We start from the raw sequence: 23,960 nt of genomic DNA on the forward strand, positions 1-23,960 counted from the left end.
CGGCGACCTCCGGATCGCCGAGCTTGGCGGCGATCCGGAGGTCGCCGTCCTCTCCGGCGGCCCGAGCGGCGTGATCATGGAGGCGATGTTGGCAGATCTGTCGCTCGACCTCCACATCTTTCCAATGGCGGGCGCGGTGCGCATTGCCTTCATGGTCTACGAGGAAGAGACTCATCTCGAATATCGCTTCGTGCCCGAGGGACCGCTCGTGTCGGAGGCGGAAATCGTCCCGATCTGCAACCTGATACAGACAGAGCGGGCCGGCTATGTGGTCGCGAGCGGCAGTCTGCCGCGCGGTGCGCCTGTCGATACCTATGCCCGCATGGCGCAGCTGACGGCTGCCTCCGGGGGGCGCTTCGTGCTGGATGCCTCGGGCGAGCCGCTGGCGGCTGCCATCGCCGGAGGCGGCATCTTCCTGTTCAAGCCAAGCCTCAGCGAGCTGGAAAAGCTGGCTGGCCACAGCCTTGACCTGCCTGCCGCCACGGCCTTTGCCGGTGATCTGGTGCGCCGCGGCGTCGTCCACCATGTCGCTCTCACGCTCGGGGCGGAGGGGGCGCTGCTGGTCGGGCCGGACGAAACCTTCCGCATGCCGGCGATCGAGGTTCCGGTCCGCTCGGCCGTCGGCGCCGGTGACAGTTTCGTCGGGGCCATGGTCTGGGCGCTCTCGAAGGGGGAGAGCATGCACGAGGCCTTCCGCTTCGGTGTGGCCGCCGGTGCTGCCGCTGTCATGAGCCCGGGAACGGAACTGTGCTGCCGTGCCGACATCCTCAGCCTTTATGGGCAAACCTGCGCCGCAAGCCATGAGGCGCCGGCCGCCGTCCTGCTCGCCCGCGCCTGACGGCGCGCGAAACCGACAGGTCTTTGAGAAAGATCAAGGGCAGGGTCCAAGGACGGGCCTAGCCTCGCTGCATGCCTCGCGGTTTTTCCGCCGCCGGGGAAGACAAGGGAGCACCATCATGCTGTTCAAGACCATTCTTGCCGTCGTCGGTTGCCGCGATGAGGCCGCCGAACTCAACCGCGCCATCGAGCTTGCCACACAGCTTGGCGCGCATCTTTCCGTGCTGGTGGTGGAGCTTTCGGTGCCGCCAACGGTGAGCGACTATCCGGTCGGCACCATCTGGCTTGACGCGCGGGTGGATGACATGAAACAGGTGCAGGCCGCCGCCGATCGGGCGATCCATGCCTGCGAGACCGCCGGTATCCCCTTCGATGTCGACCGCTACTATACCGAACGCGCCTTCCTGCCTGGCATCGTCTTCCAGCGCGCCCTCTATGCCGATCTGGTGGTGGTAGGCGAAAAGTTGCGGGCGGCTTCGCCGCTGCTGGCGTCCGTTGTGGATGGCGCGGTGTTCGATGCGCAGCGTCCGCTGCTGCTGTTGCCGGCGGGCGATGCGGCGACCAGCCGGGTGAAGACCGTCCTTCTTGCCTGGAATTCCAGGGCCGAGGCCGGTCGCGCGGCGCGCGAAGCGATCGATTTCCTTGCCACTGCCGACAGCGTTCACGTCACCCTGGTGGACCCGGATGCGGCCTATCATGAAAATGGCGGCGAGCCCGGCGGCGATGTTGCGGCCTTCCTGACGCGTCACGGTGTCAACGTGATCGTCGACCAGTTGCCGAGCGGCGGCCGCCCCGTCGAGGATGTGCTGAAGACGCATGCGCGCGAAATCGGCGCCGATCTGATCGTCATGGGCGCCTATGGCCATTCGCGCCTGCGCGAGAGGGTGTTCGGCGGCGTGACGCAGAGCATGCTGGAATCGGCGCCGGTGCCGGTGCTGATCGCCCGCTGAACCGTCCGGCATTTGACGTCGTCCCAACGAGAAAGGCCCCGGATGTGGCGACATCCGGGGCCTTTCCTTTCTCGACGGTTTGCCACGTCGCCGGTCAGGCGGCGCGGTTCATCCGAACATTGCCGGAGGCTTCCGCCAGGCGGAACTGGGCGAGAAGGCGGGTGAGAGCCTCCGCCTCGGTCGACAGATGATGGGCTGTCGCGGTTGCCTCTTCCACCATGGCGGCATTCTGCTGCGTGCCCTGGTCCATGGTGTTGACCGCCGTATTGATCTCCTGCAGCCCGAGAGCCTGCTCGCGATAGGCGTCGGCGATGGCCTGCACATGCGCCGTGATCTGCTGGACCTGTGTCACGATGCCTTCCAGCGCCTTGCCGGTATTGCCGACCAGTGTCACGCCATTAGCGACCTGTTCGCTCGAGGTATTGATCAGCCCCTTGATTTCCTTGGCGGCCTGGGCGGAGCGCTGGGCAAGCTCTCGCACTTCCTGGGCAACGACGGCAAAACCCTTGCCGGCTTCGCCTGCGCGGGCTGCCTCAACGCCGGCGTTCAATGCCAGAAGGTTGGTCTGGAAGGCGATCTCGTCGATCACGCCAATGATGTTGGAGATCTCGCCGGACGACTTTTCGATCGCATGCATGGCATCGACCGCCGAGCGCACCACGCCGCCGGAATTGCGAGCGTCTTCACCGGTTGCGACCACCAGACGGCGGGTTTCCTCGGCGCGCTTGGCGCCGTCACGCACCGTGGTTGTGATCTCTTCCAGGGCGGCAGCCGTTTCCTCGACGGAGGCGGCCTGCTGCTCGGTGCGGCGCGATAGATCATCGCTCGACGAGCGGATCTCGTTTGCGCCGGCCTGAATGGCCTCGGCATTGGTGCCGACGAGGCGCATGGCCTGGCCAAGCTTCTCCAGGGAGTGGTTGAAGTCGGTGCGCAGCTGGTCGAGCTTGTCGGTGAAAGGCCGCGTGATGCGGTGCGACAGGTCGCCATCGGCGAGGGCTCTGAGGCCGGAGGCCAGTGCCTGCACCACATCGGCCAACGCGCCGGCTTCTTCCGAGCGGATGGCCTCGTGCTGGGCGCGCTCTGCCTCGGTCTTCTGCCGTTCGGCTTCGTTGGAGCGAGCCAGGCGGGCACGTTCCAGCGCATTGTTGCGGAACACTTCCACGGTCTTGGCCATGGCGCCGATCTCGTCCTTGCGGTCGGTGCCGTCGATGGCGGCGTCCGTTTCGCCGGCGGCGAGCGAGACCATGCGGGCACGCAGCCTCTCCATCGGTGCCGTGATGCCGGCGCGCGCGACGTAGAAGGCAGCGACGATGGTGGCGAGGATGCCGATCACCAGGGCAATGATGCTGTTGGTGATGACGCTGCTGGTTTCGGCGGAAATCGTCTTGCCGCCATTGGCCACCAGTTCGCTCAGGACCTGGTTGTTGGCGCCGGAGCGATTGGAGAAATTGGTCGAGAGCGTGTCGAGCGAGCGGACGAGCGCCAGTGCATCCTCCGTGCGGCCGGCTTCCTTGGCGGCGACGACCTTGTCAAAGACGCCCTTGAACTGTTCGGAGATGGCCAGCAGTTCGTCTGCCGCTGCCTTGGTTTGCGGCACCTTCTGCGAAATGTCGATCAGCTTGGTCCTGGCGCCATCCAGATTGCGCAGGAAGGCCGCCTTGCCTTCGTCATAGGCGGGCGTGCCAACCTCGTTCAGTGCCACGCGCGAAATGGCGTTCACGGCTGTCCACATGCCGGCGGAAGACCGGGCACCCAGCACCGCTGCCGTCGACTCATTGGCAATGAAGGCCGCATAGCGATCATTCACCGTGTCGAAGCGCAGGCTGAGATAAAAGACGCCGGCGAGAGAGAAAAGACCAAGAAAAATGATGACGGACAGAATTTTCGTCCGAATCGACATGTGTCGTAACATCGTCAAACCATTGAATGGCGGGATGCTGAAGCGAGGTGACCTCCTGTCTCCTCCTGCAGGGGCGGGTGGCAGAGAATTGCTTTTCGCAAAGATCAATTTTTATCATTCTGCCAAATCGGACACTCTCTCAAATTGGTTAAGTGTGTGTGTAGAATCCACTGAACTAATTTAGGATTTCGGGCGTGTCTGGGGCTTCCGCCAGCTCTAGGAACGGCGCCCGTGCGCATCTTTCACGCGCAATTTCCGTGCTTGAGCAATCGCTGACGTTCCGGCATTGTCGCCGCTCCCTTTGATGATGAGCCCCGCCCATGCCTTTTTCCTTTTCCCCCGCCGCGATTTATCCGATCCTGATGCTGCTGGCGTCCAACGTGTTCATGACCTTTGCCTGGTATGGACACCTCAAGCATAAGAGCACTGCCATCTGGATTGCCATTATCACCAGCTGGGGCATCGCCTTCTTCGAATACTGTCTGGCGGTGCCTGCCAACCGCCTCGGCTCGGAGGTCTATTCGACCGCGCAGCTGAAAACGATCCAGGAAGTCATCACGCTTCTGGTGTTCTCCGGCTTCTCGGTGTTCTGGCTGGGAGAAAACCTCACCTGGAACCATGCGATCGGCTTTGCGCTGATCGCGGTCGGCGCCTCGTTCATCTTCCGGGGGTGATACGCGCCCGCCAGGCCCGTTCGGTGGCCGGTGCCTCGTCGGTGGTGATCTGGTCCGGCTTCAGCGCCATCAGGGCCGAAAACCGCGCCCACTCGGTGTCGCTGAAACCGGCATAGGGGTCAGCGAGGTTGAAGGTCCAGGCATCCACCTTGCAGCCATGGCGATGGCAGATCGCGATCAGATCGAGCCCGGCCTCTGCCGCCCTGAGAACGAGTGGCCAGGACAGATAGACGGTGTCCGGCTCGGTCGGGCCGGCAAGATTGGCCTCCAGTGCGGATTCCACTGCCGCCGGCCCTTCGGCGGCGAGGAGCGCGACGAGCGTGTCCGTCGGATCGATGCCGCGGGCAATGCGCGGCAGCCGCGTCTTCAGGGCAGCAATGAGATCGAGATCGCCGCCGCTGATGATGATCGCGCCGGCTGCATCGGCAAACAGCGCTTGCAGATGCGCAAGTCCCGCCTCGCCGATCGTTGCGAGATCGTCCTTCATGTCGAATTGCAGCAGTGCGTCCGGATGCGCGGTCGTCAGCAGGCGTGCCAGATCCTCGCTGAGAATGGGCGGCGTGCCGCCTGCCTTCATGACAAGGCCGCGCAGAGTCTCCGGAGCGGTCTCCCGCACACGGCCGTGGCCGTCGGTTTCGCCGTCCAGCGTCTTGTCATGCAGCACCACGAAGCCGCCATCAGCCCGCACCCTGAGGTCCAGCTCCATCGAGGCACCCACGGCAAAGCCCTTCGCCATCGTCTCGGCGGAAAACAGCGGCGCCGAGAGCGACAGGCGAAGACGGTGCCATTTGAGGCGGGTGCGGTGCCCGTCGTGGTAGAGGTCGAGGCCGGGCGTCGTATCCATCATGGCATTCCGTTCGGTGAGGAAAAGGTCGATTCGCGTGCGGTTCATCCTAGGAACCGTGTCGTCCCTATCATAGCCCGATGACAGATTGTTCGCGCGCACCTGCCGTCCTGTCGGCGGGCCCCGGCTGCCGTATGGCATGGGCGCAAAGGCTTTGCCGGGAACAACGGCGGATGGTGTCAGTTCCGCAAAGGTGTTTTCCCAGACAGAAAGGCATCGCACCATGTCTCAGCAGTATCCGACGCCGCCCTTCCCGCAGGACAAGATTCCGATGCCCGGCCGCACCGGCCAGATGAATCCGGCTCCCGATCACGGCGAGCAGAGTTATCGCGGCTCCGGCCGTCTTTCGGGCAAGAGGGCGGTGATTACCGGCGGCGACAGCGGCATCGGCCGCGCGGTCGCCATCGCCTTTGCCCGCGAAGGGGCGGATGTTCTGATTTCCTATCTCGACGAGCATGAGGATGCCGAGGACACCAGACGCCTGGTGGAAGAGGCCGGCCGCAAGGCGGTGCTCGTTTCCGGCGACCTGCAATCGGCCGAGCATTGCCGCGAGGTGATCGACACCGCCGTGCGCGACCTCGGCGGCATCGACATTCTCGTCAACAATGCCGCCCATCAGGCAACCTTCTCCTCCATCGAGGATATTCCGGACGAGGAATGGGAGCTGACCTTCAAGGTCAATATCCACGCCATGTTCTATCTCACCAAGGCGGCCGTGGCGCACATGAAGCCGGGGAGTGCGATCATCAACACCGCCTCGATCAATTCGGACAATCCTAACCCCTCGCTGCTTGCCTATGCCACCACCAAGGGCGCGATCCAGAACTTTACCGCAGGTCTTGCCCAGTTGCTGGCGGAGAAGGGGATCCGCGCCAATACGGTCGCTCCGGGGCCGATCTGGACGCCGCTGATCCCCTCGACGCTGCCGAAGGAATCCGTCCAGAATTTCGGCCAGCAGGTGCCGATGAAGCGGCCGGGCCAGCCGGCGGAGCTGGCCACCGCCTATGTGATGCTCGCCGATCCGCTGTCGAGCTATGTCTCGGGCGCCACCATCGCGGTCACCGGCGGCAAGCCGATCCTCTGATCAAGACGGGTCATGTGCGACGAAACGGCGGCTTGCGGGCCGCCGTTTCTCTTGGAAGGCGCGCTATCACGCTCTCAGGTGCTGCGGCCCTCCTGCCGGGTCAGATCCTCGAAATCGGCGGTCTCGCCATGCTCTGCCGCGTCATTGGCCAGAATCAGCAGGCGGATGGGAAAGGCGACGGCCTTGTGGTGCGCAGCCGAGACCGATTGCGGGTCCTGATTGGCAAGCACCAGCGTTTCCGCCTCGCGCAGCGTCTCGCGGATTTCCTCATGCGTCAGCAGCTGTTTTTCCACCAGCAGGCGATTGATCGCGGCAACGGCGAGATAAAGACCCTCCAATTGCGGATTGGCGGTGTTCATCCCTGTTCCTCCTGCGTCTGTCGTTCCGGCACGTGATGGGTGACGGTGAGGGTCTCGTCGATCAGGCGGGCGCCGCGCTGGCGGGTGAGGTAGCGCCAGATCCACTGCACCGTGACCAGAATCCGCTTTTCGAAGTTCACCAGCAGATAGACATGCACCAGCGCCCAGAGCAGCCAGGCGAAATAGCCCTTGAGATGCCAGCGTCCGAAATCGAAGATCGCCGCATTGCGGCCGATGACCGCAGTGTTGCCCCGGTTGCGAAAGCGGAAGGGCTTGGGAGTGCGACCCTCGAGCAGTTCCTGCCGCAGCGCTCGGCCGAGATATTGCCCCTGCTGCTTGGCGACCTGCGCCAGCGCCGGCAAGGGCTGACCGTCGTCTGCAAGCCCCAGCGCGGTATCGCCGATCGCAAACACATCCGTCAGGCCACTGATGCGCAGATCCGGATCGACGGCAATGCGCCCGCCCGCCTTGCCCTCGATCCCGAACCAGCCGGCGGCCGGCGAGGCTTTGACGCCGGCCCCCCAGATGACGTTGGCGGTGCGGATCGTCTCGCCGCCGACGATGACGCTGCCGGCTGTGATATCCTCCACGCGCCGCCCGGTCATCACCTCCACGCCCAGCTTGCCAAGCGCCCGGGTGGCATAGTCGGTCAGGTCCTGCGGAAAGGCCGCGAGGATCCGCGGGCCGGCCTCCAGCAGCAGCACGCGAAAATGTTCCGGCGAAAGCTGGCGGAAATCACGGGTGATCATGAAGTGACCCAGCTCGGCAATGGCGCCCGCCATTTCCACACCCGTCGGGCCGCCGCCGATGATGACGCTGGTCAGCAGCGCCTTTTTCTCCTCGGGATCCTGCGAGAGTTCCGCTCGCTCGAAGGAAAGCAGCAGCCGCTGGCGGATCTGCCGCGCCTCGTGGATGGTCTTGAGGCCGGGGGCTGCGGCGCGCCACGCGTCATGGCCGAAATAATTGTATTCGGAGCCGGTGGCGATCACCAGCCGGTCATAGGGAATGGGAAGGCCGTGATCGAGGAGCACCGTGCGGGCAGCGGTATCGACGCCGGTCACCTCGGCCAGCACCACGCGGATATTGCGAAAGCGCCCGAGGCTGCGGCGGATCGGCTCGGAAATGTCGGCGGGGGACAGTGCGGCGGTTGCCACCTGATAGAGCAGCGGCTGGAAGAGATTGTGGTTGCGCCGGTCGATGACGGTGACATCGACGGGGGAATTGCCAAGGCCGCCGGCGACGGCCAGACCGCCGAAGCCTGCCCCCACGATCACCACGCGTGCAGGGCGCGCCGGAGGGCTCGCCGCCTGCGGCCGATGCCGCCTCGGGCCGCGCAGAAGGCTGCTGGTATCCGGGTGAAAGCTCATCGTCATTCCTTGCCGCCAGAGGTCGGGCGAGAGTCTGGATTGCCCCTTACGCTTTGCCCAACTGCTTGATCCATCAAAGGTTCCAGCTTTGGCAGGTGGAACCTTTCCCCTGTGCCGCCGTTGATGGAGCGAACCAACCAGGGAGCATGAAAATGAACAGCATCGTCTGGCTCGTGGGAGCCGTGGTGATCGTCATCGCCGTCCTCAACCTCGTCGGCTTTGCCTGAAGGGGCGGCGCACGCTCCTTCAACGCAACCGCTCCATCGCAGCAAGGGAGACTATCATGAACAGCATCGTCTGGCTCGTCGGCGCCGTCGTCATCGTGCTTGCCGTCCTGTCCTTCGTCGGCATCGGCTGACCGGCAGGGGCGGGCCTTGTTGGGACGGGCCCGCTCGCAAGAAATGGTCTGCAAAAGGCGCTTCTCCCTTGGGAGGGCGCCTTTTTCCATTGGTCCGGCCGAAACCGTTGCGCCGGAACGGCGGACGGAGCCCGAAGGCTCCGTCCGCGCTGCCGTCAGGTGCTGAGCAGGATGGCGAAGGGCCGCGTGGCGAACAGGCTTCGAACCTCAAGCTCCGCGCCGGGATCGAGGATATCGTCGGAAACGAGGTCGCGGAAGCGGCGCCCGCCGAAGCGTTCGGTCAAGTGAACGGCCGTATCCCTCCAGGCATCGGGCGGCGGCAACCGGTCGCCGCGGCCCTCCAGAACGCCCAGCATCAGGCGCGGCGCGATCACCAGCAGGGACTGATCGGCTGTCCGCCTCCCAAAGGCGAGGATCTGGCGCGCCCTCTCGCCGCTTGCCGCCAGCGGCACGTATTCGCCCTTCGCAAACAGATCCGGCCGCCGGCCGCGATGGGCGAGCAGATGCTGGATCAGCCGCTGCTTGAGCCGCCCGTCCAGCCAAGCCTGCGGATCGGCCGGATCACAGGTGCAGTCGAGGCCGGCGATCAGCGCCCCGAAATCCGGCGGTCGACGGTTGTCCGGATCGACCAGGCTGAGATCGAGACCTTCGCTGCCCTGATAGATATCCGCAATGCCGGGCGCGCAGAGCTTGATCAGCGTCTGGGTGATGCCATTGATCGCGCCGGCCAGAAGAACGGGCGACAGGAAGGCGATGAAATCGCGGCGAAAGTCCACCGAGTCCGGCGAGAGAAGCTGGCGGGCATAGTCCGTCACCGCCGCCTCATATGCTTCGTCCGGCTGGTCCCAGCCCGTGCGCAGCTTGGCTTCACGCAGCGCCTTTTCGAGATAGGCGACAAAACGCTCTTCCAGCCGTTGCAGGCCGTCCACATCCTCCGCTGTGAGATCCTGTGGCCAGACACCCGCCAGCGCCTGATAAATCAACCACTCCACCTCCGGCTCGGGGGCGGGGCCAGCCGGCAGCGCCTGCACGGCGGCGCGGTTCATGTGGCGCCAGCGGGAAAGGGCGCCGCTCCACAGTTCCGGCGCTTCGCCGAGCGCATAAAGCCGGGCGCGCGCATCCTCGCCGCGCTTGGTGTCATGGGTGGAGGTGGCGGACAGACCGGCCGGCTGCTCCTCGAACCGGCGCGCCATCAGCCGGTGGAATTCCGGCAGGCCACCGATCTCGGGCATCGGCTCGCCGCCCACCTCGTTCAGCCCGATCATCGGGTTCAGCCGGAAGAACAGCGTGTCCTCCAGCGATTTTGCCATCAGCGGCCCGGTCAGCTGCTGGAAGCGGGTGCGGAACTCGGCGGCGCGGGCGTCCTCGCTCCCGGTGACATCGCCGACGAGGATGCGGGCGAGAAAGCCGAGCGCCTGCGGCTGTGGCGGGGAGGGCAAGGCGCGCACACTCTCCAGGATCTCCGTCAGCCGGTGCCGATCCGCCGGCTCCAGCCCCATGTCGGTGCCATAGGTGCGGTAGATGGGGAAGGCGAGCAGCAGATCCCGCAGCGCGGTCTTCAGGGCGGTTTCCTCGATGCGCCCTGCATCGTCATGACCGGCCGCGATCTCTCCGGCGAGCCTTGCCAGCCGGGCAAACTCGCCGGCGAAGTTCACGTCCACCATCCGCGCCTTGGCCTCGCGCAGTTCCGCCTGCGGATCGAGCGTGCGCCCGGCCACCTCGCCATAGAGGGCATTCAGGCGGGGCAGCGCCTCGCGGTCCACCAGCGCCTCGGACAGGGCTGCGATGAATTCGTAGCCGGTGGTGCCGGCAACCGGCCAGTCGGAGGGCAGCCTCTCGTTCCGGGCCAGGATCTTCTCGACGACGAGGTAGCAGTCCGCTCCCACCGCCTCGCGCAGGCGGGCGAGATAGCCGCGCGGATCGGCGAGACCGTCGACATGGTCGATGCGCAGACCGTCCACCTGACCGGAGAGAACCAGCTCGATGGTGAGCCGGTGGCTTTCGGAAAACACCTCCTCGGTCTCGACGCGAAGGCCGGCAAGGCCGGTGATCTCGAAGAAACGGCGATAGCTCAGGTCACTCGGCGCATCGCGCCAGTTCATCAGCCGGTAGGGCTGCGCGTCATGCAGAACCTTCAGGCGGGCCGGATCGCCGGCCATCTCCGCCAGCGCCGCATCGAGACCAGCGCGGTCCTCGGTTGCGCCGAGCTGTTTCATCTCCGCATGAAAATCGTCCTCGTCTTCCGGCGTGGCGAGCGCTGCCGCCTGCCGGATCCGCTCCGCCAGCGGATGGTCGATCCCGTCGAGGGCGAGCGCATAGGTGGCGGGCGACAGCGGATAGCGGCTGTCGAAATAGCAAAAGGCGAGACAACCGGCGTCCGGGTCGAGGCAGAGCGCCATGTCACCCTTGCCGGCAACGGCTTCGAAATCCTCGCCGAGGAAGGGAAGCGTCAACCGCCTTGTCCAGTCGGCATCGAAGAAATGGCTGAAACGGCTGTCCTCGCCCCATTCCACCACGCTCCGCCACCAGCGGTTTTCCAGCGAGGCGGCCATGTGGTTGGGCACGATGTCGAGGATCAGCCCGATGCCATGCTGTTTCAACGCATCGCTCAGACGGTCGAAGCCCTCGCGTCCGCCGATCGTCGGATCGATCTCGTTGGCATCGGCCACGTCATAGCCGTGGGTGGAGCCGGCGGCGGCGGTGAAGATCGGCGAGGCGTAGAGATGGCCGATGCCGAGCCGCTTCAGATAGGGCACCAGCGCGGCTGCCCGGTCGAAGGTCATGCCGTTGCGGAACTGGATGCGGTAGGTCGAGGTGGGGATGGTCAAGCTCGATGCGCCTCCGACGCGGATCTGGGATTCGAGCCTGCCCAACGTAAAAGACCCGCGCCGGTTCCTTGCAAGAAGGGCGGGATGGCGGAACTCGCACACGCCTTGCTCAGCGTTCCGGATTATCGGCATTGGCCATCGGGCTCGGCCGCCCGTCCGGCTGGTCCGCATCGATGCGCTCGTCGAGGTCTTCGAGATCCGTCTCGACGATGTAGGTATCGCCGCCGCCGAGGCGCGCGGCCTCCTGCACGGCCTTGACGTTCGTGACGTCCTCGCGGGCATGCAGCGCGTCTTCCACCCGTTCTCGGTCGTCCTCGGCAAAGCGGCGGGAATCCCCGTCGGTCATCTTCGTCCGTGCATCGAGATTGTCCTTGTCGTCCATGGTCGGATCCTTTCCCGGTTCGCCGCTTCGAACGGCTCACCCCGACAACCGATGCGGCGGCCTTCCGGTTCCCTCGACGTGGATCGCGAAGGGAACCACGACCGATGCTTCGCGGTTGGAAGAGCGTCAATCGCAACTCGGGAGAAGAGAGATGCCCGCAAAGTCCAAGGCACAGCAGAAGGCAGCCGGTGCGGCGCTCGCCGCCAAGCGCGGCGAGGTCAAGAAGAGCGCGCTGCAGGGCGCATCGAAAAGCATGGAGAAATCCATGTCGGAAAAGGAACTGCACGACATGGCCTCTACCAGCCGCAAGGGCAAGCCGGAACACGTGGCGAAGTCCTGACCGGCGGCCGCATGGCACGCGATGATCCGGCACGGCCAGGTTTTCGCGCCGGCCGATGCGTCGCGTCTTGAACGCCGTCCAACGCTCCCCATATCAGCGTCGACCCGGTGGTCCGGGCCCCTCTGGTGGAAGGTCGGCGCTTCCACGATGTCGGACCTCTTTATCCTCGACATCGACGCCGACAGGGAGCCAGATCATGTTCTCCGATCTTGCCGCATGGCTGATCACCGCCTTCGTTCTCAACCCGGTTCAGGCCGAGCTTCGCCAGGAGCTGCAGCAGGCTGACGCCTCCGTGCAGATGGTGCAGCAGGTTCAGCAATGTGTGGCCTCCGAAGGGCCGCGGCTGATCGAGCGCGCCACGGGCGAGCCGGTCTGGGCCGTTCGCACCGCCATCGGCCTGACCCTCGGCTGGACGTCGCCCGTCAGCCTGCTCGACGCCAGCAATCCGAACTGCGCGCCCATCCTTCGCCTGATCGACAGGGACACCGCGTCAGACGCGAGCGTGTGATGAGTGTGTCATGGATGCGAGATGACCACCGGGCGGAGGCGCGCGCCGTCCGCCCGGATCCGTTTGCCGCTCAGGCGTAGCGATCTCTCAGCGCCTCGAATTGCACAAGCTGTTCGGCCACCAGTTCGCGGGCCGCGTCGCGGCGCACGAACACCTTGAACATGGCCGATCCCTTCCGGTTCATGAACCAGACGGAACAAGAGCGGCGGCCGTGGAAGGCGCGGTCGACTAAGGTGATGCCGGCGCAGTTCTCCTTGCGGATATGCCCGCCGATCGGGCTGTCGCCGTGGATGTTGAACCAGCCATGCCCCTCGCTGCCGGGGGGAAGCGAACCGCTGGCTTCCAGCACGATGTCATCGGTATGGACGATGAACAGCACCTCGCCCCAGGACGACATTTCCGACCAGATTGCCTCGAAATCCTCGGCGGGGGCGGCAGTCGCCGCGCCCTTCGGCAGGATCGAGAGGATCTCCGCCGGGGTCACCTCGGCCTTTGCCGCGATGGCTTCGACCACACCATCAGGTTTTTCGGCAAGAGCGGCGAGCGCCCGCGCGCGCCGCTCCGCCTCCGCCGCAGGTACTGCGATGCTTGCGGAAAGGCTCATGCGGCCTCCGCCGTCTTGCCGTTGCGGTCCTCGTGGATGATCACCTCGAAGCCCTCGAAATGCGGGCCGGAGAGATATTCCACCTTGCCGCGGTTTTCGCCGGCGCGCGCATGGGCGGCGCGGAACTGTTCCGACTTCGTCCAGGCGGTGAAATGCTCGTGGCTCTGCCACACCGTGTGCGAGGCATAGAGGGTGTGATCCTCCTGCTTCGGCCCCTTCAGCATGTGAAATTCCAGATAGCCGGGAACGGTGGAGAGATGACGCTCGCGGCTGCGCCACATCTCCTCGAAGGCCTCCTCGAAGCCCGGAACGACACGGAAGCGGTTCATCGCGATATACATGAGATCGAACATCCTTTCTAACTGGTGGAATGCACTCAAGATATATGTTGCCCGGCCTGTTGAAAAGGCTTAAACCGGTGTCATGCACTCAAGTTTATCCGGGTGTGTGAGGCGCCGCCGGTGTCCTCCCGCGCCCGGCCGATATCGGGATCGAATGATATGACGATGCGCGCCGTTCTCAAGGCCGGTTTTTTGTCCATGTGGCTCGCCACGGCGGTTGGCGGCATTTCCGCCTCCGCCTCGGATGCGACCAATCCTTCTGCAAAGCGCATCGTGTCGATCGGCGGCACGGCGACTGAAATCCTCTATGCGCTGGGCGCCGGCGACCGGGTGATCGCCCGCGATACGACGAGCAGCTATCCGCCGGAGGCGATGAAAAAGCCGGATATCGGATATATGCGCGCGCTGTCGCCGGAAGGCATTCTCGGCCAGACGCCCGATCTGATCCTTTCCGAGGAAGGCGCTGGTCCGCCGGATGCGGTCGCGATCCTCAAGGCGAGCGCCATCCCGATGGTGACGATCCACACGCCGCCGCGCGTCGATGCCATCGCTGGCAAGATCCGTGATGTCGGTGCCGCCGTCGGCCTGTCGGACAAGGCCGAGGCGCTGGCCGTCAAGACCGATTCGGACCTCAAGACGCTGGCCGCCGATATCGCCCGGCTGCCGCAGCCGCGCAAGCGGGTTCTCTTCGTTCTCTCGCTGGCCAATGGCCGCATCATGGCTGGCGGCAAGGACACGGAAGCCGCCGCAATGATCGATCTCGCGGGCGGCGTCAACGCGGCCGATGCCATTTCCGGCTACAAGCCGCTGAGCGACGAGGCCGTCATCGCGGCGCGGCCGGACGTGATCCTCGTGATGCAATCCGGCAATCACGGCCTTTCCAATGAGGCAGTCTTCGCCCTGCCGGCCTTCCAGTCCACCCCGGCGGCGGCGGCGAAGGCGCTGGTGCGCATGGATGGCCTGCTGCTGCTCGGCTTTGGCCCGCGCACGCCGGAAGCAGCCCGAAGCCTTGCCTCCCAACTCTATCCCGGGAGCTTCTGAGCCATGCGGGCGCTGACGCTGCCGGCACGCTTCAGACGCGATGATGGGGATCGCTCGGGGCAGGGCGTGCTCTGCCTTGTCCTTCTTCTTCTTCTCCTCGCGCTCGCCTGCCTGGTTTCGCTGGGCAGCGGGCCGACGGGCGTCAATCTCGGCCATCTCTGGCTCTATCTCACCGGCCGCGGCGAGGCGCTCGCCGTGCAGGAACGGGTGGTGCTGGAGGCGGTGCGGCTGCCGCGCACGGCCCTCGGCATTCTCGTCGGGGCCGGGCTCGGCGTATCGGGCGCCATGATGCAGGGCCTGTTCCGCAATCCGTTGGCGGATCCGGGTGTCGTCGGCGTCACCTCGGGTGCGGCGCTGTTTGCGGTCGCCGGCATCGTCTTCGGTCATGGTGTGCTGGCGCCCGTCTCGATGGCGCTGGGCAGCCAGTTCCTGCCGCTGATGGCCTTTTTCGGCGGCCTGTTGAACACGTGGCTGCTCTATTGCATCGCGACCCGTGGCAACCAGACGCATACCACCACGCTGGTGCTGTCAGGCATTGCGGTCGGGGCGCTGAGTGCCGCGCTGACCGGCCTCTTGATCTTCATGGCCGATGACCGGCAGTTGCGCGACATTACCTTCTGGAGCCTCGGTTCACTGGGCGGCGCCACTTTTGCCCGCGTCCTCTCCGTGCTGCCTTTCGTGGCTCTGGTCATGGTCGTCATCCCCTTCGTGGCGCGGGGTCTCGATGCGCTGATCCTCGGCGATGCCGCCGCCTTCCACATGGGCATTCCGGTGCAGCGGCTGAAACGGCTGGTCATCCTGGCCGTGGCGGCGGCCTGTGGCGCAACGGTGGCGGTCGCCGGCTCCATCGGCTTCGTCGGAATCGTTGTGCCGCATCTGCTGAGGCTGATGATCGGCCCCGCGCACCGCTTCCTGCTGCCGGCCTCGGCGATCGGCGGCGGCGCGCTGCTGCTGCTGGCCGACAGCGTGGCGCGCACCGTCGTCTCGCCCGCCGAACTGCCGATCGGCATCATCACCGCGCTGTTCGGCGCGCCCGTTTTCCTGCTTCTGCTGCTGCGCCGCAAGGGCCATCACCACCGGGGAGATGCCGCATGATCCGCGCCGATGCCGTGACCGTCGAGCGCGCCGGCCGGCGCCTTCTGGATTCCGTTTCCCTGACACTGGAGCCCGGCACGATGACGGTGATCATCGGCCCCAACGGTGCGGGCAAATCCACCCTCCTGAAGGCGCTGACCGGTGAACTTGAGCTGTCCTCCGGGGCGGTGACCTATGACGGAGTGCGGCTTGCGGCGCATGATCCGCAGGCACTCGCGGCGCGCCGGGCCGTGCTGCCGCAGGCGAGCGAACTCGCCTTTCCCTTCACGGCGCTGGAAATCGTGCGGATGGGGGCGGTCGCGCAAGGCGCGCTCGATCCCTCGGCCGCCGCGCGCACGGCGCTTGCCCGCGTCGGCCTCTCCGGCTTCGAGGGGCGTGCCTTTCCCTCGCTGTCTGGCGGCGAACAGCAGCGCGTGCAGTTTGCCCGGGCGCTGGCGCAGGTGCCGCGCCCCGTCGAGGCCGGGATCGCCCGCGCGCTCTTTCTCGACGAGCCGACCGCCAGCCTCGATCTCGGCCATCAGATCGGCGTGCTGGAAACGGCGCGCGCCTTTGCGACCGAGGGCGGGATCGTGCTCGCCATCCTGCATGACCTCAATCTGGCGGCGGAATTTGCCGACCGGATCGTGGTGCTGTACAAGGGCCGGGTTGTCGCGGAAGGTCCGGCGGTGGAGACGCTGAGCGATGCTACGATTGCGACCGTCTACGGCATCCGCGGTGCCGTCGGGCGCATGCCGGCCGCGCATATTCCCTTCATCCTGCCGCAGGCCCGCCACGGCGCTTCCGCCTGACTTTGCTCAGCTGGCATCCGGCCGCGTGACGATGAACAGTGACGAGCAGAGCAGGATAGCCAGCACCAGCAGCGCCCGCCACAGTGGCGGCGCGGTGCTCGCCACGAAGATCGCATAGCTGGCCGCCATCAGCCCGACCGCCGCCACCTTGGCGCGGCGGGATATCGCGCCGTGTTCGCGCCAGTTTCGCAGAGGTGGCCCGAAGCGGGGATGGTTCAGCAGCCATGCCTCCAGACTTGGTGAGGAGCGGGTGAAGCAGGCCACCGCCAGAAGCATGAAGGGCGTGGTGGGCAACAGCGGCAGGAAGGCGCCGAGAATGCCGAGCGCCACGAACAGCCAGCCGAGGCCCATCAATACAATTCGCATCCCCGCATCCCTTTCCGTGCCGCGACCATAGCGCATGCCACACAGGATGTAATCCTCAGCCTGTACCATTCGTTCTGCTGTTGTTGCTGCTGGCAATCCGTGCCGTCCACACTATAGTGCGCCGCAATGTTGAACGGAGTGTCGTCTTTCATGTCTCAGAAGAAGGTTCTGGTCGTCGGTGGTGCCGGATACATCGGCTCGCACAATTGCCTGCTGCTTGCCGAGCGCGGCTATCAGCCCATCGTGTTCGACAACCTGTCCAACGGACATTCGGAATTCGTCAAATGGGGTCCGCTGGAAGAGGGCGATATCCGTGACCGCGCGCGCCTAGACGAGGTGTTCGCCAAGCATAAGCCGGATGCTGTGCTGCATTTCGCGGCTCTCATCGAGGTGGGCGAATCGGTGAAGAACCCGGTCGCCTTCTACGACAACAATGTCATCGGTGCGCTGACGCTGCTGTCGGCGGCCATGGATGCGGGCGTTCAGGCCTTCGTCTTCTCCTCCACCTGCGCGACCTATGGCCTGCCGGAACAGGTGCCGATGGACGAGACGCATCGCCAGGCGCCGATCAACCCCTACGGCCGCACGAAATTCATCATCGAACAGGCGCTGAAGGATTACGGCACCTATAAGGGTCTGCGCTCGGTGATGCTGCGCTACTTCAACGCGGCGGGTGCGGATTTCGAAGGTCGCATCGGTGAGTGGCATACGCCGGAAACGCATGCCATCCCGCTTGCCATCGAGGCGGCGCTCGGCCGCCGGCAGGGCTTCAAGGTGTTCGGTTCGGACTATGAGACGCGCGACGGAACCTGCGTGCGCGATTACATCCACGTGCTCGATCTCGCCGATGCGCATGTACGCGCCGTGGATTATCTTCTCAACGGCGGCGAGACGGTGGAACTCAACCTCGGCACCGGCACCGGCACCACGGTGAAGGAACTGCTGGCCGCCATTTCGGATGTGTCCGGCAAGCCGTTCCCGGTCGAATATGTCGGCCGTCGCGATGGCGATTCCACCACGCTGGTGGCCAATAACGAGAAGGCGAAGGCCGTGCTGGGATGGGAGCCGCAATATACCCTGCACGACATCATCCGCTCGGCCTGGGACTGGCATTCCAAGGCCAATTTTCACCTGCAATAACAAAAGGATAGAAAGAGTATGGCAGAGGGTGGCGTAAAGCTTGAAGACAGCTGGAAACAGGTGCTTGCGCCGCAGTTCGCCGACCCCTACATGGCCGACCTCCGCCGTTTCCTGACGGCGGAGAAGGAGGCGGGCAAGCGCATTTTCCCGAAGGGCAGCGAGTATTTTCGCGCCCTTGATCTCACGCCGCTGCCTCAGGTGAAGGTGGTGATCCTCGGGCAGGATCCGTATCACGGCGCGGGGCAGGCGCACGGGCTCTGCTTCAGTGTCAGGCCGGGCGTGCGCATCCCGCCCTCGCTCGTCAACATCTACAAGGAAATGCAGGCGGATCTCGGCATTGCACCGGCGCCGCACGGCTTTCTCGAACACTGGGCGCGGCAGGGCGTGCTGCTTCTCAACAGCGTGCTGACCGTGGAGGAGGGGCGCGCTGCCGCCCATCAGGGCCAGGGCTGGGAGCGCTTCACCGATGCGGTGATCCGCGCCGTCAACGAGGAGTGCAGCCATGTCGTCTTCCTGCTCTGGGGCTCCTATGCCCAGAAGAAGGCGGCCTTCGTCGACCAGCGCCGGCATCTGGTGCTGAAGGCGCCGCATCCCTCGCCGCTCTCGGCGCATAACGGCTTTTTCGGCTCCGGCCATTTTTCCAAGGCCAATGCCTATCTGGTGTCGAATGGTCGGGAGCCGATCGACTGGCAGCTTCCGGTTGCGCCGGTGCAGGACGCCTGAGGGGTTGCAAGATTTGTTTTGTGAACAATCCGTTCTGATTGTTCACTCTATGCGCCAAGGATAAAAGCGACCATCTTCACCCCAGACAAGCGGACCGATCGCCGGCCCGCAGATCCTGAGGACAAAGGGGTAAGCCATGTTGAACCAGATCAAGGGCCTGCATCACGTCACGTCGATGGCCGCGAGCGCCCGTACCAACAACCAGTTCTTTACCGATACGCTCGGCCTTCGCCGGGTCAAGAAGACCGTCAACTTCGATGCGCCGGATGTCTATCATCTCTACTATGGCGACGAAGTGGGAACGCCGGGTTCGGTGATGACCTATTTCCCGTTCCCGCATATCGCGAAGGGCCGTCCCGGCACTGGCGAGGTCGGCACCACCGTCTTTTCCGTGCCTGAGGGCTCGATCGGCTACTGGGGTGAGCGCCTCGCCTCGAAGGGCAGCCTGGAGTTGAAGGCCGATGAAGCCTTCGGTGAAAAGCGCCTGAACTTCTTCGGCCCGGATGGCGACGGTTTCGCGCTGGTCGAGGTGAAGGACGATGCCCGTGCACCCTGGACCGGCAATGGTGTCGATGTCGATCATGCCATTCGCGGCTTCCACTCGGCCTCGATGCGGCTGCGCGATGAAGGCGCCACCGTCGAACTGCTGAAGTTCATGGGCTACGAGCAGGTCGACCACAAGGATGGCGTCACGCGGCTGGCCATTCCCGGCGGCAACGGTGCCGATACCATCGACATCGAAACGATGCCGAACATTGCGCGGGCCAATCTCGGTGCCGGCTCCGTGCACCATATCGCCTTTGCGGTCGAAAACCGTGAAAAGCAGCTGGAGGTCCGCAAGGCTCTGATGGATACCGGCTATCAGGTCACCCCGGTCATCGACCGCGACTACTTCTGGGCGATCTATTTCCGCACGCCGGGCGGCGTGCTGTTCGAAATCGCCACCAACGAACCGGGCTTCGACCGCGATGAGGACACCGCCCATCTCGGCGAAGCGCTGAAACTGCCGACCCAGCATGCCCATCTGCGCTCCTATCTGGAACAGCACCTGGAAAAGCTGGAAGGCTGAGGACGGATCATGAGCACGAATGCCTATGTTCACCATGCGCGCCCCGGGAAACCGGGCGCGCCCATTCTCTTCGTCTTCCACGGAACCGGTGGCGACGAGAACCAGTTTTTCGACTTCGGCAGTCGCCTGCTCCCGGAGGCGACGGTGATCTCGCCGCGCGGCGATGTGTCGGAACATGGTGCGGCCCGCTTCTTCCGCCGCCGGGCCGAAGGTCTCTATGATCTGGAGGATCTGGCGCGGGCCACGGAGAAGATGGCGGCCTTCGTCGCCGCCCATCGGGATGCGGCGGCCGCCGGCCCGGTAATCGGCCTCGGCTTCTCCAATGGCGCCAACATTCTTGCCAATGTGGTGATCGCGCATCCGGACCTGTTTGCCGCCTCGGTGCTGATGCACCCGCTGATCCCCTTCCAGCCGCAGCCGCGGGCGGGGGCTGGCCGGGTGCTGATCACCGCCGGCGAGCGCGACCCGATCTGCCCGGTGCCGCTGACGCAGTCTCTCGCCGATTATTTCGCCGCCCAAGGCGAGGAGGTTACCCTCGACTGGCACCCTGGCGGCCACGAGATCCGCAGCAACGAGATCGAGGCGGTAAAGCGGTTTCTGGCGCCTTACGGGGCTTGATGGCTCCTCAAATCGCCCCACTTTCCGCAGTTCGTCAGTCCTGATGGGGGAAATGCTGCGGCGTCTGATGCGCCGCAGCATTTCCCCTTCCGGCCCGTCTTGCCGTCGCTATACTTTCCTCGATACCCACAGAATCAGGAGAGGGCGGCATGGCGTCGTCGGAAAAGCAGGTCTTCAACCCACCCTCCGTTCGCAAACCCTTCGGTCATTACAATCACGGGCTTCTGGTGCCGCCGGGTGCCCAGTTGCTGGTCACCTCCGGCCAGCTCGGCATTGCGCCGGATGACACCATTCCGCCTGACGTGACGGGCCAGGCGGAACTCTGCTTCGAGGCGATCAAGGCCATTCTGGCGGAGGCCGGCATGAGCTTTGCGGACGTGATCCGCATTTCCGCTTTCGTCACGAAGCGCGAGGATTTCGCCCCCTACATGGCCGTACGCGACCGCTACACGCTGGAGCCGAAGCCGGTCTCGACGCTGATCGTGGTCGGCGGGTTCACCCGACCGGAATTTCTGGTCGAGGTGGAGGTGACGGCGGCGAAGGTGGTGTGAAGGGCGGAAGCGGGCTCCGGCGTCGACCGCCGAAGCCCCCGGCAGATATCACGCCTGCCAGCTTTTCAGCGCCCGCAGCATCGGCGTCTTCTTGAAGATGTGGCCGTCCATGCGCGAGAGCAGATGATCGAGCAGCGAGACGGCTTCGCTGACGGCCGGCCCCTTGTTCAGCATCACGCATTCGGCGCGGGCGGCCATGGCCGCATCGGTCATTTCGCCGCGCGAGGGAAGGCCGGTCTTCACCAGATCCTCCAGCACCTGGGTCGCCCAGATGGTCGGCACCGAGGCGGCCTCGCAGATCCACAGGATCTCCTCCTGCATTTCCGCGACGCGATCGAAGCCGATTTCGGCGGCGAGATCGCCGCGGGCAATCATCACGCCGAAGGGGCGCTGGTGACGGAAGGCTGCGGCGATCAGGGCGGGCAGGTTGCGCACCGCCTCCGGCTGTTCGATCTTGGCGACGAGCCCGAGCGGCGTGTCGCGCGGCGCGGCCTTGGCAAGCGCTGCCTCCAGCAGATCGATGTCTTCCGGCCGGCTGACGAAGGAATAGCCCAGCATGTCCGCGCATTCGACAACGGTCGAAAGATCCGCCTCGTCCTTGGTGGTGAGCGGCGAAAGGCCAAGCGCTGTGTCGGGCAGGTTGAGGCCCTTTTCCGGCTTCAGCTTGGTGCCGCCGGTCTTGCAGTGGGTCACGCGGATGATCGCGTCTGTCAGCGTGCGGGCTTCCACCACGCCTTCCAGCTTGCCGTCGTCATAGCGCACGCGGTCGCCGACCGAGAGGCGGGTGACGATTTCCGGCAGCGAGACGGAGGCGCAGGCGGTGACGCCCCCGGTCAGCGCCGGCTCGCCGTCTGCCACAAGGCGGAAGAGATCGTTGACCTGCAGCTTGCCCTTCTTCTCGGGCATGATCTGTTCGGTGCGGATCTTCGGGCCGGCAATATCCATCAGCACGCGCACCGGCACGCCGAGCTTTTCGCCGGCTGCCCGCACATGGGCGGTCATTGCCATCCAGGCGGCGCGGTCGTCATGGGCGCAGTTGATGCGGGCAATGTTCATGCCGCGGCGCACGAGATCGAGGATGAGATCCGGATCGGCGGCCGCTTCGCTCGGCAGCGTCACCATGATGCGGCCGCGACGATTTGCCGGGGCTTCGCCGAACAGGTCGTCGGTGGCCGTCACCAGATCCGCCTCGCCGCGGAAGAAGGTTTCCTCCGTCGGGCGGACAAAGGGGGCCGGGCGACCGGCTGCGGCGGCAAGGCTTGCCAGCGTCGCATCGAGGGTCGGCAGCACGCGGCTTTCCAGCCGGCCGAGCGAGGAGAAGCCGAGGCGCATCAGGCGGCGCTGCAGCGGGCGGATATCGCGGCGCCGCAGCGTCAGGTAATCGGCCAGATTGGCAAGCCGCGCCTCGTCGGCAAACGGCAGGTCGGCCCCGGCTGCCAGTTGCTCGACGAGCGGCGCGGTTTCCTTGGCGATCGACTGGCGCAGGAACAGCATGTCGGCGAAGAGTGCGCCGAGGTCGGCATCCTCTGCGGTTTCAGGGGTGGGAAGCTGGTTCAGGTCTGTGGCTGTGTTTTGCATCATCGGTCTCCGCATCGCTGGTGAGACGCTGCGATGCGGAGGTGACGATGGTGTGACGGAGACCGTGCTGTCTTTGCGTCAGCGCAAAAGCGGGCGGTATTGTTACCGATAGCCGCAGGCGCGCAACTGGTTTTCGTAGCGGCTGGCTATGCTTGCGGAGCGTTCTGCCGCAGCGCGGGTGCCGGAGGAGAAATCGCCGCGCGCATAGCCGTTATGGCCGGAATAATACGCGAGGTAGAGGCGATAGCCGTCCGTCAGGGCGATTCCGTTGCGGTCATGGCTCTTGCGATGATACCAGCCGACGAAATCGATGGCATCGCCGAAATCCGAGCGGCTTGCGCCCCAGCGGCCGGTTTCGTTCTTGTAGGTTTCCCAGGTGCCGTCCAGTGCCTGAGCATAGCCATAGGCCGAGGAGGGGCGCGTCCAGGGAATGAAGCCCAGCAGCATGGTGCGCGGCGGGCGTGCATGGGCGCGGAAACCGGATTCGGTGTAGATCGTCGCCATCAGCACGGGCACGGGCACGCCGTAACGCTGCGATGCCGTATTGGCCTCGCGCGCCCAGTTGTTGAAGAGCCCGTCCTTCTGCGCGAAAATGGCGCAGATATTGTCGATCCTGCTGGGTGCCGTGCCGCAACCGGCAAGAACCAGAAGGGCGATGAAGAACGCATAACGCATCGCTAGACCTCTTGTTCTTACATCGGATCTAGCGGGAAAGATTTAATTAAACGTTTAAATGATAAAGTGTCAGAAATTCTCCATTTCCCGTTCCACCTTCGAGAGGAAGGCGGCGCGGGTTTCCGGCGTGCAGTTGTTCATGTCGTAATGCGCGAGAAATCTTACCGGCGCGCCGATCTTGATCTGGGCGCGGATGACGCGGGTGATGACCTTTTTCGGCGGGTTGCCGACCAGAAAGGCCCGCATCGGCGTGCCGCCATAGGTGAGGACGGCGGCGAGTTTCTCGATGTGGCGCAGCGTCGGCGTCAGCTTGCCATCCTCAAGCGCGAAGGACACGCCCGGCAGCCAGACCCGGTCGAAATAGCCCTTCAGCATGGCGGGAAAGCCGAAATTCCACACCGGCGTGCAGATCACGAGGCCCTGCGCGGCTTTCAGCCGCTCCACATAGCTTTCCAGCCCTGCCATGTTTTCCGGATGGTCGTGATAGATGCGCCGCCCGTCGGCGGAAAGGACCGGATCGAAGCCTTCCGCATAAAGATCGCAGGCATCCACCTCGTGGCCGGCCCGCGCCAGGCTCTCGCAGGTCTTGCGGAACAGGGCCTTGCCGTAGCTTTCCTCGACGGGATGGGAATGCAGAACGAGTACGCGCATGTCAAAAGCTCCAAGTTGTTGCCCGCCGGCTGCCGCTTCCCGGCCCGATCGGGGTTCAAGTCAAAACTTCCGCGCCGTTTGTCCCAGCACCGCATTCCCTCGCCGCCCAGCCGAGAGAGACACGATGCCATGTGCGTGAACGCATGGGCCGGCGGAGCCGGCCGGGAGTACCTTCGGAATGGATGGGTTGGCGGTGGTTGTCAGCGTTGTCCTTCGTGAAATGGAATGATTGGTCGGCTTGGCCCCCTCATCCGCCCTTCGGGCACCTTCTCCCCGAGGGGAGAAGGGA

General features: G+C 64.9%; 26 protein-coding genes. 14 read left to right on the plus strand and 12 right to left on the minus strand.

Features of this window, described 5'->3' with window-relative positions; all coding sequences use genetic code 11:
• A partial coding sequence (locus FNA46_RS21700; protein ID WP_143127306.1) for a 1-phosphofructokinase family hexose kinase occupies positions 1 to 838 on the plus strand: 838 nt, incomplete at its 5' end.
• Positions 839 to 956: 118 nt separating this feature from the next.
• The gene (locus FNA46_RS21705) at positions 957 to 1,787 is read left to right on the plus strand and encodes a universal stress protein (RefSeq protein ID WP_143127307.1); all 831 of its coding nucleotides are present in this window, start codon (positions 957 to 959) and stop codon (positions 1,785 to 1,787) included.
• Positions 1,788 to 1,881: 94 nt separating this feature from the next.
• Here the strand turns inward: FNA46_RS21705 and FNA46_RS26590 are convergent, their stop codons facing one another.
• The gene (locus tag FNA46_RS26590; RefSeq protein WP_185969951.1) at positions 1,882 to 3,687 is read right to left on the minus strand and encodes a methyl-accepting chemotaxis protein; all 1,806 of its coding nucleotides are present in this window, start codon (positions 3,685 to 3,687) and stop codon (positions 1,882 to 1,884) included.
• 320 nt (positions 3,688 to 4,007) lie between these two features.
• Here FNA46_RS26590 and FNA46_RS21715 point away from each other — a divergent pair, with 320 nt between their 5' ends.
• The gene (locus FNA46_RS21715) at positions 4,008 to 4,361 is read left to right on the plus strand and encodes a DMT family protein (RefSeq protein WP_143127309.1); all 354 of its coding nucleotides are present in this window, start codon (positions 4,008 to 4,010) and stop codon (positions 4,359 to 4,361) included.
• On the opposite strand, the gene FNA46_RS21720 is transcribed toward FNA46_RS21715, so the two are convergent.
• Positions 4,345 to 5,208, minus strand: a complete 864-nt coding sequence (locus FNA46_RS21720; protein ID WP_143127328.1) for a glycerophosphodiester phosphodiesterase — start codon at positions 5,206 to 5,208, stop codon at positions 4,345 to 4,347. The two genes, FNA46_RS21715 and FNA46_RS21720, sit on opposite strands and share 17 nt — an antisense overlap.
• A gap of 268 nt (positions 5,209 to 5,476) precedes the next feature.
• Here FNA46_RS21720 and FNA46_RS21725 point away from each other — a divergent pair, with 268 nt between their 5' ends.
• Positions 5,477 to 6,289 carry an SDR family oxidoreductase gene (locus FNA46_RS21725; protein ID WP_143127329.1) on the plus strand — a complete coding sequence of 271 codons (813 nt, stop codon included), beginning with the start codon at positions 5,477 to 5,479 and terminating at the stop codon, positions 6,287 to 6,289.
• Between the two features lie 74 nt (positions 6,290 to 6,363).
• On the opposite strand, the gene FNA46_RS21730 is transcribed toward FNA46_RS21725, so the two are convergent.
• From FNA46_RS21730 to FNA46_RS26195, 4 genes are all read right to left on the minus strand, one after another.
• Positions 6,364 to 6,648, minus strand: a complete 285-nt coding sequence (locus FNA46_RS21730) for a nitrile hydratase subunit beta (RefSeq protein WP_143127310.1) — start codon at positions 6,646 to 6,648, stop codon at positions 6,364 to 6,366.
• Complete coding sequence (locus tag FNA46_RS21735; RefSeq protein ID WP_143127311.1) at positions 6,645 to 8,015, minus strand: NAD(P)/FAD-dependent oxidoreductase; 1,371 nt, start codon at positions 8,013 to 8,015, stop codon at positions 6,645 to 6,647. Before FNA46_RS21735 ends, FNA46_RS21730 begins: the two co-directional genes overlap by 4 nt.
• A 513-nt stretch (positions 8,016 to 8,528) precedes the next feature.
• Positions 8,529 to 11,201 (minus strand): malto-oligosyltrehalose synthase, encoded by a 2,673-nt coding sequence (gene treY, locus FNA46_RS21740; RefSeq protein WP_185969952.1) that lies wholly within the window; start codon positions 11,199 to 11,201, stop codon positions 8,529 to 8,531.
• A gap of 109 nt (positions 11,202 to 11,310) precedes the next feature.
• Positions 11,311 to 11,583, minus strand: coding sequence for a hypothetical protein (locus tag FNA46_RS26195; RefSeq protein ID WP_185969953.1), 273 nt, complete (start codon positions 11,581 to 11,583; stop codon positions 11,311 to 11,313).
• 151 nt (positions 11,584 to 11,734) lie between these two features.
• On the opposite strand from FNA46_RS26195, the gene FNA46_RS21745 reads away from it, so the two are divergent.
• Together FNA46_RS21745 and FNA46_RS21750 are read left to right on the plus strand one after the other, a co-directional pair.
• Positions 11,735 to 11,923, plus strand: a complete 189-nt coding sequence (locus FNA46_RS21745) for a DUF3008 family protein (RefSeq protein WP_143127313.1) — start codon at positions 11,735 to 11,737, stop codon at positions 11,921 to 11,923.
• Positions 11,924 to 12,119: 196 nt separating this feature from the next.
• Positions 12,120 to 12,431 (plus strand): hypothetical protein, encoded by a 312-nt coding sequence (locus tag FNA46_RS21750; protein WP_143127314.1) that lies wholly within the window; start codon positions 12,120 to 12,122, stop codon positions 12,429 to 12,431.
• Between the two features lie 70 nt (positions 12,432 to 12,501).
• On the opposite strand, the gene hutX is transcribed toward FNA46_RS21750, so the two are convergent.
• A complete protein-coding gene (gene hutX / locus FNA46_RS21755; protein WP_143127315.1) occupies positions 12,502 to 13,035 on the minus strand; it encodes a heme utilization cystosolic carrier protein HutX in 534 nt (177 codons plus the stop codon).
• Positions 13,032 to 13,376, minus strand: coding sequence for a heme-degrading protein HmuQ (hmuQ, locus tag FNA46_RS21760; RefSeq protein WP_143127316.1), 345 nt, complete (start codon positions 13,374 to 13,376; stop codon positions 13,032 to 13,034). The genes hutX and hmuQ overlap by 4 nt, the downstream gene beginning before the upstream one ends.
• Before the next feature lie 198 nt (positions 13,377 to 13,574).
• Here hmuQ and FNA46_RS21765 point away from each other — a divergent pair, with 198 nt between their 5' ends.
• Genes FNA46_RS21765 through FNA46_RS21775 form a run of 3 tightly spaced genes read left to right on the plus strand, consistent with a single transcriptional unit; the run spans position 13,575 to position 16,300 of the window.
• Positions 13,575 to 14,417, plus strand: coding sequence for a heme/hemin ABC transporter substrate-binding protein (locus FNA46_RS21765; protein WP_246103280.1), 843 nt, complete (start codon positions 13,575 to 13,577; stop codon positions 14,415 to 14,417).
• A 3-nt stretch (positions 14,418 to 14,420) separates the two neighbouring features.
• Positions 14,421 to 15,512: a FecCD family ABC transporter permease gene (locus FNA46_RS21770; protein ID WP_143127317.1), complete on the plus strand. Its 1,092-nt coding sequence runs from the start codon at positions 14,421 to 14,423 to the stop codon at positions 15,510 to 15,512.
• Positions 15,509 to 16,300, plus strand: a complete 792-nt coding sequence (locus tag FNA46_RS21775; RefSeq protein ID WP_143127318.1) for a heme ABC transporter ATP-binding protein — start codon at positions 15,509 to 15,511, stop codon at positions 16,298 to 16,300. The genes FNA46_RS21770 and FNA46_RS21775 overlap by 4 nt, the downstream gene beginning before the upstream one ends.
• A 6-nt stretch (positions 16,301 to 16,306) precedes the next feature.
• Here the strand turns inward: FNA46_RS21775 and FNA46_RS21780 are convergent, their stop codons facing one another.
• Positions 16,307 to 16,666: a YbaN family protein gene (locus FNA46_RS21780; RefSeq protein WP_143127319.1), complete on the minus strand. Its 360-nt coding sequence runs from the start codon at positions 16,664 to 16,666 to the stop codon at positions 16,307 to 16,309.
• A 150-nt stretch (positions 16,667 to 16,816) separates the two neighbouring features.
• Between FNA46_RS21780 and galE the strand changes: the two genes are divergently transcribed.
• From galE to FNA46_RS21805, 5 genes are all read left to right on the plus strand, one after another.
• The gene (gene galE, locus FNA46_RS21785) at positions 16,817 to 17,806 is read left to right on the plus strand and encodes a UDP-glucose 4-epimerase GalE (RefSeq protein ID WP_143127320.1); all 990 of its coding nucleotides are present in this window, start codon (positions 16,817 to 16,819) and stop codon (positions 17,804 to 17,806) included.
• 18 nt (positions 17,807 to 17,824) lie between these two features.
• Complete coding sequence (gene ung, locus FNA46_RS21790; protein ID WP_143127321.1) at positions 17,825 to 18,529, plus strand: uracil-DNA glycosylase; 705 nt, start codon at positions 17,825 to 17,827, stop codon at positions 18,527 to 18,529.
• A 136-nt stretch (positions 18,530 to 18,665) separates the two neighbouring features.
• Complete coding sequence (locus FNA46_RS21795) at positions 18,666 to 19,598, plus strand: VOC family protein (protein ID WP_143127322.1); 933 nt, start codon at positions 18,666 to 18,668, stop codon at positions 19,596 to 19,598.
• 9 nt (positions 19,599 to 19,607) lie between these two features.
• Positions 19,608 to 20,216 carry an alpha/beta hydrolase gene (locus tag FNA46_RS21800; RefSeq protein ID WP_143127323.1) on the plus strand — a complete coding sequence of 203 codons (609 nt, stop codon included), beginning with the start codon at positions 19,608 to 19,610 and terminating at the stop codon, positions 20,214 to 20,216.
• A 149-nt stretch (positions 20,217 to 20,365) separates the two neighbouring features.
• Positions 20,366 to 20,767 (plus strand): RidA family protein, encoded by a 402-nt coding sequence (locus FNA46_RS21805; RefSeq protein ID WP_143127324.1) that lies wholly within the window; start codon positions 20,366 to 20,368, stop codon positions 20,765 to 20,767.
• 48 nt (positions 20,768 to 20,815) lie between these two features.
• Here FNA46_RS21805 and FNA46_RS21810 read toward each other — a convergent pair whose 3' ends face one another.
• The 3 genes from FNA46_RS21810 to FNA46_RS21820 form a co-directional block, all read right to left on the minus strand.
• On the minus strand, positions 20,816 to 22,348 hold the full coding sequence (locus FNA46_RS21810; RefSeq protein WP_246103279.1) for a pyruvate kinase: 1,533 nt from the start codon (positions 22,346 to 22,348) through the stop codon (positions 20,816 to 20,818).
• Between the two features lie 99 nt (positions 22,349 to 22,447).
• A complete protein-coding gene (locus FNA46_RS21815; protein WP_143127326.1) occupies positions 22,448 to 23,020 on the minus strand; it encodes a transglycosylase SLT domain-containing protein in 573 nt (190 codons plus the stop codon).
• 69 nt (positions 23,021 to 23,089) lie between these two features.
• Complete coding sequence (locus FNA46_RS21820) at positions 23,090 to 23,671, minus strand: NAD(P)H-dependent oxidoreductase (RefSeq protein ID WP_143127327.1); 582 nt, start codon at positions 23,669 to 23,671, stop codon at positions 23,090 to 23,092.
• Positions 23,672 to 23,960 lie beyond the last annotated feature (289 nt).

Source organism: Affinirhizobium straminoryzae, from assembly GCF_007004135.1.
Classification (GTDB): domain Bacteria; phylum Pseudomonadota; class Alphaproteobacteria; order Rhizobiales; family Rhizobiaceae; genus Neorhizobium; species Neorhizobium straminoryzae.